The organism is Aeribacillus sp. JST-2, from assembly GCF_056032925.1.
The window spans coordinates 1-12,279 of sequence record NZ_JBVVUU010000057.1; the positions used below are offsets into that span (position 1 = coordinate 1).

Consider the following 12,279-nt stretch of genomic DNA (forward strand, 5'->3'; position numbering starts at 1 on the left):
CAAATGAATAAATGGTTGGCCACTATACCTAATTATATCAAGCAATGCTTAAATATTTCTGTGTGCGAAAGTTGAGTTACTTTTAAATATTTTTCCATAAGTGCTAGCACTTCAGGGTCTTGGAAAGATCTACCCGCCAACTTTTTCACTTCATTGGACAATTGAACGTACACCTTGTCGAACTCAATAACTTCCTCTTCAGGCTGGTCAAACAGCTTTTCAGCTATTTCCTTTGAAGTATATTGTTCGACCAATTGGCGCTGTACTTTTTCAGTTTGAATGCTGTGGATTAAGCTCATTAAAACAGTGCTGTCTACATCCTCTTCTTCCTCTAAAACAGCCAATGTTCGTTTAATTGCTTTGAGGACCGTTTCAATTTGTTCCTTTTTTTCCTCAAATAACTTTTGTTGGAATTGCAATGTTTCTTTTAAATTTAAATCCATGTTCATTTCATAGAGCATTTTCTTAATTTGCTCCAAGCTGTATCCTAAAAATTTCAAACTTACGATTTTTTGCAGCGTCAAGATATCTTGATCAGAATAGAGCCTGCGGCCGGAGTTAGAATCTTTTTTCGGCTTGAGCAGTCCGATTTCATCGTAATAATGTAATGTTCTAACGGTCATCCCTGTTTTTTTGGCGAATTCTCCGATCGAGTAAAATGGATATTTGTTCATTTTAACGAAGCCCCCTATCTCAGAAATTTTCTCTTTTGATCATACTACCTTACGCAGCTGTAGATGCAAGATCAAAAGTTTTCGATAAAGGGAAAAAAAGATCCCCCACATTCCTAAATTTTGCTAAAATGAAATTATGTGAAAAAATGAAACCGATAGGGAACTTATTACGTATTTTTATGTACCCGCAACTGCGGAGGTAGAAATAAATGGAAGAGTTTGTGAAAAAAAAGATTAGGCAAATTAAAAAAGGCGACCAAGATGCTTTTGCAGAAGTTGTTGACTTATATAAAGATAAAATTTATCATCTTTGTTACCGTATGCTGGGAAATGCGCATGAAGCTGAAGATATTGCACAGGAAGCTTTTCTTCGTGTGTATATTAATATTCATTCTTTTGACATAAATAAAAAATTTTCCACTTGGCTGTACAGAATTGCCACCAATTTATCAATTGACCGCATTCGCAAAAAGAAACCAGATTATTATTTAGATGCAGAAGTTGCGGGAACCGATGGATTAACACTGTATTCCCAAGTTTCATCAGATATTGCTATGCCTGAAAAAGAAGTGGAAGCAATGGAATTGCAAGAAATAATCCAAAAGGAAATATTAAAGCTGCCTGATAAATATCGATCTGTCATTGTTTTAAGATATATCGAGGATCTGTCATTGCAGGAAATTTCTGAAGTATTGGATATACCAGTCGGAACGGTCAAAACAAGGATACATCGGGGACGTGAAGCTTTGCGTAAGCAACTAAGGCATTTGTGATGGGGGTGAGAATGATGGAATGTCCTAAACAAATCAACGAATGGATTCATAAATATTTGGATGGAGATATCAGTGAAGAGGAAGGCAGATATTTAAAAGAACATTTGCATTCTTGCCGGAAATGCATGAAACACTATCAAGAACTTGAAAAAACGGTATTATTTGTGAAGAGTTTGTCCCATATTGCAGCACCTGACCATTTTACCCAAAAAGTGATGGCATCATTGCCAAAGGAAAAACGGTCTGTTGGCGTTCAGCGTTGGCTGCGCAATCATCCATTCCTAGCAGCTGCCTCCCTTTTTATCATCTTGATGACGGGCGTTCTATTCTCTTCCTATGAAGAAAGCAGATTTAGCGTCACAAAATATGACAATATTATTGTCGATAACAATACTGTTATTGTCCCGGAAGGAGAAACGGTAAAAGGGGATATTACAGTTAAAAACGGGGATATAGAAATTAAAGGAAAAGTCGAGGGGGATGTAACGGTCATTAATGGCGAGCAATATATGGCTTCTGCCGGCCAGGTGACGGGAAAAGTTGAGGAAATCAACGAATCGTTTGAATGGCTTTGGTATGAAATCAAAACAACACTATCAGAAGTTTTCCAAAAATAGGCCATCTTATGATGAAGGTGGTCTATTGTTTTGTTTACGTTTCCTATGAAAAGGTATGATATAATTAAATGGAATTTTTGTTAATGGCTTTTCTCAAATAAATATTTGTGAATGGTGATTTAATGAACTATTGGAGGAACATAATATGACCCTAGGGGATTTTTCTGTTTTGCATTACCTCGTTGACGTCATTGATATTCTCCTCGTTTGGTTCGTGATATATAAATTGATGATGGTCATTCGCGGTACGAAAGCGATTCAGCTTTTAAAAGGCATCATTGTGATCATTATTGTTCGAGTATTAAGTCAGTATATAGGCTTGAATACTTTGCAATGGCTAATGGACCAAGTGTTGATATGGGGTTTTTTGGCGGTCATTATTATTTTTCAGCCTGAATTTCGCAGAGCTCTAGAGCAGCTTGGCAGGGGAAGCCTTTTTTCTCGTACATCAAACCAAGAAGATGACAGTTCCAACAACATGGTTGATTCGATTGTAAAAGCGGCTGAATACATGGCGAAAAGAAGAATCGGCGCTCTTATCTCAGTTGAGCGGGAAACGGGCTTGGAAGAGTACGTTGAAACAGGGATACCATTAAATTCTCAAATATCTTCTGAACTTTTGATCAATATATTTATTCCGAATACACCGCTTCATGATGGAGCCGTTATTATTCAAAAAGGGCAAGTGTCGGCGGCTGCTTGTTATTTGCCTCTTTCCGAAAGTCCATTTATATCGAAAGAATTCGGCACGCGCCATCGCGCAGCGGTCGGAATCAGCGAAGTGACGGACAGTATAACGATTGTTGTTTCTGAAGAAACGGGAGGCATCTCCATCGCCAAAAACGGGGAGCTGCATAAAAATTTGACCCCCGAGATTTTAAAAGAATTCCTTATGGCAGAATTTAAAAGCAAAACGCCTGCCTCTAGCCGTTGGCATTGGAGGGTGAAAAAAAATGGATAAGCTAATGAATAATAATTGGTTTCTGCGGATTGTTTCTTTTCTGCTGGCGCTTATGTTATACGCATCCGTCAACATTGAATCGCCGAGATCCGATAACGATGAAACCAACAACCTGTTCCACCCATCTACTTCAACTGAAACGGCTACCTTGACGGACATCCCGGTTCATGCTTATTATGATGATCGTACCTTCATTGTTACCGGCATACCGAAAACGGCAACAGTCACCATTGAAGGTCCGAAAAGCATTGTAACAACAACTAAGCAAGTAAAGGACTTTGAAATTTATGCAGATTTAACGGATTTAGGTATTGGTACACATACTGTTCGCCTTCAACAAAAAAATCTTTCCGACCAATTAAAAGTCAAAATAGATCCAGCTGTCATAACGGTCGGTATTCATAAGAAAGCGACAGAGAAATTTCCGGTGGAAGTTGATGTGCTCAACAAAAGCAAGATAAATGAAGGATATACAGTTGGAGAACCGATCGTCAGCCCGAGTGAAGTAATAGTGACGGGGGTGAAGGAAGATATCGAAGCCATTGCCTCGGTAAAAGTTAGGGTGGATTTGACGGGAGCCGATGATACCATTCGACAGAAGGTGGAAGCAAAGGCTTATGATATAAACGGAAACATCTTGCCGGTAACAGTGGAGCCGTCAACAGTGGTGGTGACAGTTCCGGTTACAAGTCCGAGCAAATCGGTTCCCTTGGAATTAAAAAAAACGGGAAAGCTTCCGGATGGGGTCAATCTTTTATCGATTCGATTAAATCCTAGTCGAGTTGACGTATATGGCCCAAAAGAAGTATTAAATGAGATCGACGCTATAGAAGGGGGTACGATCCATTTAAGCAATATTCAGGATGACGCAACAATTGTTGCTGAAATTCCGGTTCCGAAAGGAGCAACGAAGGTCGTCCCGAATAAAGTTCATATTAACATTGATATTGAAAAGCAGGGAGAAAAAACATTGGCGCAATTGCCTGTAAATTTGGTTGGATTGCGGGATGATCAAACTCTTGAATTTATCGATCCGAGTACAGGAAAACTGGACGTTGTGTTGAAAGGAAAAGAGAGCGTTTTGAAAGATATCGAGGAATCTGATATAGAACTTTATATGAATGTCGCCAATCTTGGAACTGGGGAACATACAGTAAAGGTGAAGGCAAAGGTTCCTGACCAAATCACGGCCGTTTTATCAACAGAACAAATAAAAATCCGCATCTCATCCAATCAGAAACAGTCGGAGGAAACGAACGGACGGCAAAATGAACCAACGGAAAACAACGAAGAACAAGAACAATCCCTTGAAGAAGGAACTGCCAATTGATTTTATAATGTTTTTAAAGGAGCGATGATCATGGGAAAATATTTCGGTACTGACGGAGTAAGAGGCATTGCAAACAGCGAGCTCACGCCTGAATTAGCGTTTAAAATCGGCCGTTTTGGCGGTTATGTTTTAACAAAAGATAAGAAGGAAAGGCCAAAAGTTTTAATCGGACGTGATACCCGCATTTCAGGACATATGCTTGAAGGCGCCTTAGTCGCAGGACTTCTTTCCATTGGTGCGGAAGTGATGAGACTCGGCGTGATTACGACTCCTGGAGTTGCCTATTTAACAAAAGCATTAGGAGCTGAGGCGGGCATCATGATTTCGGCTTCCCATAATCCAGTTCAAGACAATGGCATAAAATTTTTCGGTTCCGATGGTTTTAAGCTTTCCGATGAACAGGAAGAGGAAATCGAAGCGCTGCTGGATCAAGAAGAGGATCACCTTCCTAGACCAATCGGCTCTGATCTTGGCCAAGTGAGCGATTATTTTGAAGGTGGGCAAAAATACTTGCAATACTTAAAGCAAACGGTTGATGAGGAGTTCACCGGTTTACATATTGCTTTAGACTGTGCGCACGGCGCAACTTCATCTCTTGCCACTCATCTTTTTGCTGACTTGGATGCAGACGTGTCAACCATCGGAGCGTCACCGAACGGTTTAAATATTAATGATGGCGTTGGGTCCACTCATCCCGAAACATTAGCTGAATTTGTCAAAGAAAAAGGCGCCGACGTCGGTTTAGCATTTGATGGGGACGGTGATCGCTTGATTGCCATTGATGAGAACGGAAATATTGTGGATGGAGATCAAATCATGTTCATTTGCGCCAAACATTTAAAAGCGCAGGGGATGCTGAACGAGGACACCGTTGTATCGACAGTAATGAGCAACCTAGGTTTTTATAAAGCGTTGGAAGAAAATGGATTAAAAAGCGTCCAAACCGCAGTTGGCGATCGCTATGTTGTCGAAGCTATGAAGAAAAACAACTATAATTTAGGAGGGGAGCAATCCGGACATATTATTTTTCTTGATTACAATACGACGGGCGATGGTCTTTTAACGGCGATTCAGCTTGTCAACATCATGAAGATGAAAGGGAAAAAGCTGTCTGAATTGGCAAGTGAAATGAAAAAATTTCCGCAGCTTCTTGTCAATGTAAAAGTCCGTGACAAACAGGCCGTGATGGAAAATCAAGTTGTAAAAGCCGTCATTCAAGAAGTGGAACAAGAAATGAACGGCAACGGCCGCATTCTTGTCCGTCCTTCTGGTACAGAACCGCTTGTCCGTGTGATGGCAGAAGCTCAAACGGAAGAAGAGTGCCGGCGTTATGTCGAAAAAATTGCAGGGGTTATTCAAACGGAAATGGGGTTGGAATGAAGCGGGGCATAAAAAATAGCCCCGTTTTTCAATATGGAAAACAGCCACGAAAGTTTCCGTTACAAGCCCTTGCGCATAGGATACAACAGGGAAAACAGAAAGAAATTGACGAACTGTTTTTCCTTATTGTAATATATAAATTGTTTCAGCATTCTAGAATAGAAAGGTGGGCAGGAAGAATATATTTTTTGAAAAGCGCCTGAACTAAGCAGGAGCGGAAAACTGCTTAGTTGACGAGGAGGAGGTTTATCGAAGTTTCGGCGGATGCCTCCCGGTTGCCTTCCCGTACAGCCGTAAAGTCATGCCTAAAAACAAAGAGGTGACTCTTTGGCCAAAGGGCTTGACAGACGGGATCGAAAAAACATGAGTGAGGGGACAGAGGAGCTGTCAAATGGCTGGAAATGATTCTGTCCCCAGTTGATCAGGCTTCTTTTTGTCCCCTCCAATAATGGGGAGGAAATGTAAGAATATGTGCGGAATTGTAGGTTATATCGGACAACAAGACTGCAAGGAAATTTTATTGCGCGGTTTGGAAAAGTTAGAATACAGAGGCTACGACTCGGCGGGGATTGCTCTGTTAAATGAAAGCGGCATCCATGTTTTTAAAGAAAAAGGACGCATTGCGGAGCTTCGTGAAGGTGTGGACGCAAGTGTTTCAGCTTCCATCGGAATTGGTCACACACGGTGGGCTACTCATGGAGCGCCAAGCAAAGAAAATGCGCATCCTCACCAAAGTGCATCCAAACGCTTTACACTCGTGCATAACGGTGTCATTGAAAACTATTTGCAAGTAAAGCGTGAGTATTTACAAAATGTTGAGTTAAAAAGTGAAACGGATACGGAAGTCATTGTCCAAACGATTGAACATTTTGTGGGCAAAGGGTTTGACGTTGAAGAAGCGTTTCGCAAAACTTTGTCGTTGCTAAAAGGATCCTATGCGATTGCGTTATTGGATGAACAAAACGATGATGTGATTTATGTTGCTAAAAATAAAAGCCCGCTGCTCGTGGGGCTTGGCAACGGGTTTAATGTTGTTGCTTCAGACGCAATGGCAATGCTGCAAGTAACAAATCAATTTGTTGAATTAATGGATAAAGAAATCGTTGTTGTCACTCGCGATCACGTGACAATCAAAAATTTAAACGGGGACGTAATAGAACGCGCTCCATATACTGCTGAACTTGATGCAAGCGATATTGAAAAAGGAACATACCCTCACTACATGTTGAAAGAAATTGATGAACAACCGCTTGTTATACGTAAAATTATTCAAAAATATCAAGACGAACACGATCAATTAAAAATTGATCAAGAAATTGTTCAAGCAGTTCATGAGGCGGACCGCATTTATATTATAGCGTGCGGAACGAGCTATCATGCGGGGCTTGTAGGAAAGCAATTAATCGAAAAATGGGCGAAAGTGCCGACAGAAGTGCACGTTGCCAGTGAATTTTCATACAATATGCCGCTTTTATCAAATAATCCGCTCTTTATTTTCATTTCGCAAAGCGGAGAAACGGCAGACAGCCGTGCGGTGCTTGTTCAAGTGAAGGAGTTTGGACATAAAGCATTAACGATTACAAATGTTCCGGGTTCCACTCTTTCCCGTGAGGCGGATTATACGCTTCTGCTTCATGCTGGACCGGAAATTGCGGTTGCGTCTACAAAAGCATATACAGCACAAATTGCAGTTCTTGCCATTTTAGCGGCTGTTGCAGCTGAAACAAAAGGAATCAAGCTTGAATTCAACCTATTGCAAGAGCTTGCTATTATTTCGAATGCAATGGAAACACTATGCGGCCAAAAAGACGATATGGAACAAATTGCCCGCGACTACTTGTTAACATCCCGCAATTGCTTTTTTATCGGCCGTGCTGTTGACTATTACGTCTGCTTGGAAGGCGCGCTCAAATTAAAAGAAATTTCCTACATTCAAGCAGAAGGATTTGCCGGCGGCGAGTTAAAGCATGGAACCATTGCGTTAATTGAGAACGGAACACCGGTCATTGCTTTATCAACCCAAGAGCATGTAAACTTAAGCATTCGCGGAAATGTCAAAGAAGTCGTTGCTCGCGGCGCATATCCATGCGTTATTTCCATGAAAGGACTTGAAGAAGATGATGATCGTTTCATCTTGCCAAAAGTTCATGAAGATCTAACTCCGCTTGTTGCTGTCATTCCAATGCAGCTCATTGCATACTACGCTGCCCTTCACCGCGGCTGCGACGTCGACAAACCACGCAACCTGGCAAAAAGCGTAACGGTCGAATAAAACAGTTTGCAGTGGATATGTGGCCTTTGAATAAAGTCATACCGTTTATAAAAATTTGCACAGTTTTACCCCTTTAGATTATGATTGTCTAAAGGGGTGTTTTTATGTCCAAAAGAAAAACATCTAAAGCTGATTAAAGTAGATCGTGGCTCAGGTATAGGTTTTGATATTGGCACTGGTTAAACATTCAAGACGACCTTTACTAGATAGCTCTGCTCGTTTAAAGGGAATTAAAACGAATAGACAGCACGAGTTTTTATCAGATTTAGAACGAAACCACTTTTATTTAACTGAATATTCTGATTTTTGAGTTGATATTGGAGAACAGTTTCCTTTATTGCCGTTGGAAGAAACAATTGTCATTTCCAATTGTAGTGCCCGGATTAAGCGATAGACCGTTTTCTATCCAGTAATTCCGTCTTCAGTCACTTCATTAAAACCAGCTCTACCGCCGTAGGTTTTATTCAGCCATCTTTGAACCTCTAAAACTCTTTCATCTATTCTCCTTTTCTCCTTTCTTTTCTATTAACTTACAATTCAATCTTATTTTGTTTAGAAAAGAGAAAAATATAGTAAAAATCTTTAAAAAGTCAGGAAAAAGTAAACAATTCATTTAATCTTTTTTACGGTGATTTATAAAATTTTTGTAAAGTTATTACTAGCTCAAAAAGTTTAGTTTGTTTCTGCAAGAAAAAAATACAGAGTGTTGCGGTATATCTTTATCAAAATTTTGAATAAATATACATATATGTATGTGATCTATCCATTTAAGGGCTTGACATGGATTCTCTAACGAGAAGCGTGCTTAAATGAAATGTCAGAGAAACAACGTGAAATGTTGATTTATAAGGTGATAACTTCAAAGAAGGATTTTAGGAATAGTGGAACATATAAAAGATTGATCAAAGATGCAAATATCGAGTATAAGTAAACAATCCGAAGATTTTTCCGAGACTTTTCCGTCAGACTTTCTTGGTCTTTTTCCTGTGGTGTTTTTCACGATATAGAATCGACATTTGAAAATAAGTATTGCAAAAGAATGTTGAGACTTAAGGATCTAGATGTAACTAATGTTTAAAGCCCTCATTTCAAAAGTGGAACGAATACTTCTTCTATTAATTATTCATGTAAGGTTTCAATTCCTCATAGTTAAGATAAAAACTTAGACGAATGGCACTCGTTGCCAGAGGTTTGGGAGTTTCAATTCCTCATAGTTAAGATAAAAACGCCTGCGCCAACTGCAAAATCACCGGAATTAAAGAGTTTCAATTCCTCATAGTTAAGATAAAAACAACTAAGCGTTGCTGACTGGTATCTTGCCAACTCAAGTTTCAATTCCTCATAGTTAAGATAAAAACCCCAAAAAACGTTGTTAAATAAGCATTTCATTTTTAATGCTTGACAGTTATTTTTATTTTAACGAAAAGGGGAATTTTTATCAAACCTTTGATTTGCTTGGGCTCAATAAAGATTTGAAAGAGTCGTCGATCCCCGGGGATTTTTGCACGATTGGGGGTCGACGACTCTTTTTTATTTCCGTTTAAAACAGATTTCAAAGTTTGCCTGCCGACAATGAAATCCATGTTGTATCAACCATTTTACCTGATCCATCTGTTTTAATAAAGTAAACATCCGGCTCATTCCCTTCTCATTCAATTGAGAGTGAGACCATATTTTTAACGTTTCATTCAGGAAAAATTGGTTTAAGTCTATTTGATCGGTTCCTATGACCTAAAATAAGAACATTATCTGAAAAATTATTGGTAGTTTTTACTTAAAATTCCCTTTTTTTATTTCTTTTTACCAAAACTTTCATGTTTTCCCTTATAATGAAACAAAAAGCTTTTCCACATGATGGAATCCATTTCGTTTCAATCGGAGGCATGAATGCAGTGAATGTCAACTATATACCTTCTGAATGGGAAAGGACCAAGAAAGGCATTGGCGACCTGATCGGCCTCGGTGCATGGGGCAAAGGCATGATCGACAACTTAAAAGATATTAGCGATCTTTTGGAAGATGTCCAATCAGACATTGCCAAATATGACACAGACGGTGTCATCTCTTTCACCCACACAGACCGCAAAAGCCAATATCAACGATTATATGAAGATTATCTCGTCCTGCACCGCTTTAACAGCCGCATCGGAGAGATTGTCGACCGCACCATCGATGAGCCGTTTTATCAAGATATCGATGTTTTTATGGAAGCGATGCGCAACTTATCAATATCAAAGATCAAAACGAAAAACCACATTGGCGCAAAAAAAACGGTTGTCCCTCCCGGAGCATACGGCACACAACAAAAAATCGAAGTGCCAAAAGCCGAGGTCGGACTGGAAGATCTGTTCAGCGGCAGCAACTACTATGCCAGGCTGATGGAACGGGAATACGCTTCATGGAAAGAACTGAACCCCCAGCAAGATTTTTCGAAACAGGAATATATACAGGCAGCATTGAATTCCCGGGCTTTTCAGTATGAATCGATCAAAGACGGGCAAATGAACAAAGAATTTTGGGGGCAAGTAACGGCACTTGCTGTAATAGTAGGCACTTCATTGATTTGTCCGCCAGCAGGGATGGCATTGGGAGCGGCTTATGGTACACTGGAATTAAGCTCAGCCGTTTCCGGAAAAGACTGGCTTTCAGGGAGGGAGTTGAAAGCAGGCGAACGAGTATTCCGCGGCGTCCTTTCTCCATTGGATATCGTCCCTGGCGTCAGCGCGCTTTCAAAATTCAGTAGTGCCGCCAAAATCGCGCCTCTTCGAGAAGCATTGGATTCTCGGCTATTAACAGGCTTGCATCAGAAATCACAGCGTGCCTGCGACATGGTTGTCCGTGCGGAAAAAATATTTTCCCGCATCAGAAATGCCAAAGCATGGGCAAAAGAAATCCAGCAACATTTGAAAAATCAAACAGCAAACGGTGCACTGAAAGCCGGCCGGTTCGTAGACAACGCCCTTACCAATCTGAAAAATACGATCCCTGACCGGCAAATGGGATTCGCCATGGAAGGGGTTGGGAACGTTAAGGCTCCGGTCGAGAACACCAATGGATTGGAGCATAAAGTTCGAGCTTATCTGAGTGAGAAGACGGGGGTAAATTTAGGCGGAGGCAAAACAGGCAACGATGGCGTTGAACTTAGCACTAAGGGTACGGGTAATGTTAGACCGTATGATGTCGTACCGTATCGTCCAAGCAATGAACCACTAGAAAATCACCATGGTATATTAGATGTCTGGGCTAAGCATAATGTACCAAACTATGTAAGTAGAGGTGCTGATACCCCTACAGTTGCTTTGACAAAAGCACAACATGATGCCACAAAAGCAGTATATAGACAATGGTTATACGAAAAAACCGGTAAAAAAGTTGGAGGAAAAGTAGATTGGAAAACAGTTTCGCCGAGAGAAATGCAACAATTAACAGAGAGAATGTTCGATGCTGCTGGTGTTCCCCAGTCTGCTAGAAGAGAGTATTATCGTGCATTTCATCAATATATTTATCGGGAGTAGTGAAGAAAAATGAGGATTGAGAATTTAATTAATAAAATAAAAAATTTAGGGGATTGTGTAGTTTATCCTCCAGCTGGTATTCCAAATGTGAGTACATCGCATATTTTACCTGATGATGTGTATAAGTTTTATGAGTTATGTGGGGGGGCGCTTTTATTTGAAAAGGCTGATTATTCCATTTTAATAGTCCCTCCTCAGGATTTTCAGTTAGCTAACCCTATTATTGTAGGGGAGTTATGTGAAGAAGATATTTCATCCGATTGGTATATCTGTGCAACGGATAGAAATGGAGAGTACATTACGATTGATTTGAATCCGGGTAGGCTCGGTAGGTGCTATGACAGCTTTTATGATAGGCATGGGGTGGTAGGAGAGTGTTCTATTATAGCGACTTCTTTTACCGATTTATTAGAACGATTGATAGAAAATAGAGGTAGACATTGGTACTGGCTACAAGAAGATTTTATACCGTTAGGTGATGCTTACGATGATTTTTAAAGCCATTTTTGAGAAAGGATGCTTCTCAGGATTCCTCCCCGGATTTAAAAAATTATATAAGGTCATTAGCATTGCATAAATATAGTTAGAATTTTCTGTTAATTATTTTTTGTGATTTTGTGCCAAAAAGACAAAACCTAAAGAAAGGTGGCACTGCCCATTTGGTAAATATATACAGTTAAACCAGAGCGACAACGACAAAAGGGAGATTATGGACTGGCTCGCCCATCAAATTTTCGCAACCAAACATAAGCTGGTT

At 40.1% G+C, this 12,279-nt stretch carries 8 protein-coding genes and 2 pseudogenes; 9 read left to right on the forward strand and 1 reads right to left on the reverse strand.

From position 1 onward, the window contains the following. Positions 1-464 precede the first annotated feature (464 nt). Positions 465-674, reverse strand: a pseudogene (locus AC0KTX_RS15620) (MerR family transcriptional regulator); the annotation flags it as partial. A 209-nt stretch (positions 675-883) separates the two neighbouring features. Between AC0KTX_RS15620 and sigW the strand changes: the two are divergent. The 9 genes and pseudogenes from sigW (at position 884) to AC0KTX_RS15665 (ending at position 12,020) form a co-directional block, all read left to right on the forward strand. Next, entirely contained in the window at positions 884-1,447 is a 564-nt protein-coding gene (gene sigW / locus AC0KTX_RS15625) for an RNA polymerase sigma factor SigW (protein ID WP_474253022.1), read from the forward strand. A gap of 14 nt (positions 1,448-1,461) precedes the next feature. Beyond that, positions 1,462-2,064 (forward strand): anti-sigma factor family protein, encoded by a 603-nt coding sequence (locus tag AC0KTX_RS15630; RefSeq protein WP_474253023.1) that lies wholly within the window; start codon positions 1,462-1,464, stop codon positions 2,062-2,064. A 145-nt stretch (positions 2,065-2,209) separates the two neighbouring features. Further along, on the forward strand, positions 2,210-3,025 hold the full coding sequence (gene cdaA, locus AC0KTX_RS15635; protein WP_474253024.1) for a diadenylate cyclase CdaA: 816 nt from the start codon (positions 2,210-2,212) through the stop codon (positions 3,023-3,025). Beyond that, a complete protein-coding gene (locus AC0KTX_RS15640) occupies positions 3,018-4,355 on the forward strand; it encodes a CdaR family protein (protein ID WP_474253025.1) in 1,338 nt (445 codons plus the stop codon). The genes cdaA and AC0KTX_RS15640 overlap by 8 nt, the downstream gene beginning before the upstream one ends. A 30-nt stretch (positions 4,356-4,385) precedes the next feature. Next, positions 4,386-5,735, forward strand: a complete 1,350-nt coding sequence (gene glmM, locus AC0KTX_RS15645; RefSeq protein WP_474253026.1) for a phosphoglucosamine mutase — start codon at positions 4,386-4,388, stop codon at positions 5,733-5,735. Between the two features lie 469 nt (positions 5,736-6,204). Next, positions 6,205-8,007, forward strand: coding sequence for a glutamine--fructose-6-phosphate transaminase (isomerizing) (glmS, locus tag AC0KTX_RS15650; RefSeq protein WP_474253027.1), 1,803 nt, complete (start codon positions 6,205-6,207; stop codon positions 8,005-8,007). A 96-nt stretch (positions 8,008-8,103) separates the two neighbouring features. Further along, positions 8,104-8,377: pseudogene (locus AC0KTX_RS15655) on the forward strand (hypothetical protein); the annotation flags it as partial. A gap of 1,513 nt (positions 8,378-9,890) precedes the next feature. Then, a complete protein-coding gene (locus tag AC0KTX_RS15660; protein ID WP_474253028.1) occupies positions 9,891-11,522 on the forward strand; it encodes a hypothetical protein in 1,632 nt (543 codons plus the stop codon). A 9-nt stretch (positions 11,523-11,531) separates the two neighbouring features. Then, positions 11,532-12,020, forward strand: coding sequence for an SMI1/KNR4 family protein (locus AC0KTX_RS15665; protein ID WP_021096119.1), 489 nt, complete (start codon positions 11,532-11,534; stop codon positions 12,018-12,020). Positions 12,021-12,279: the final 259 nt, after the last annotated feature.

Excerpts from the sequence above, each read along its gene's own strand:
- sigW (WP_474253022.1), top strand. The coding sequence starts at position 884 with ATGGAAGAGTTTGTGAAAAAAAAGATTAGGCAAATTAAAAAAGGCGAC.
- AC0KTX_RS15630 (WP_474253023.1), top strand. The coding sequence starts at position 1,462 with ATGGAATGTCCTAAACAAATCAACGAATGGATTCATAAATATTTGGAT.
- cdaA (WP_474253024.1), top strand. The coding sequence starts at position 2,210 with ATGACCCTAGGGGATTTTTCTGTTTTGCATTACCTCGTTGACGTCATT.
- AC0KTX_RS15640 (WP_474253025.1), top strand. The coding sequence starts at position 3,018 with ATGGATAAGCTAATGAATAATAATTGGTTTCTGCGGATTGTTTCTTTT.
- glmM (WP_474253026.1), top strand. The coding sequence starts at position 4,386 with ATGGGAAAATATTTCGGTACTGACGGAGTAAGAGGCATTGCAAACAGC.
- glmS (WP_474253027.1), top strand. The coding sequence starts at position 6,205 with ATGTGCGGAATTGTAGGTTATATCGGACAACAAGACTGCAAGGAAATT.
- AC0KTX_RS15660 (WP_474253028.1), top strand. The coding sequence starts at position 9,891 with ATGAATGCAGTGAATGTCAACTATATACCTTCTGAATGGGAAAGGACC.
- AC0KTX_RS15665 (WP_021096119.1), top strand. The coding sequence starts at position 11,532 with ATGAGGATTGAGAATTTAATTAATAAAATAAAAAATTTAGGGGATTGT.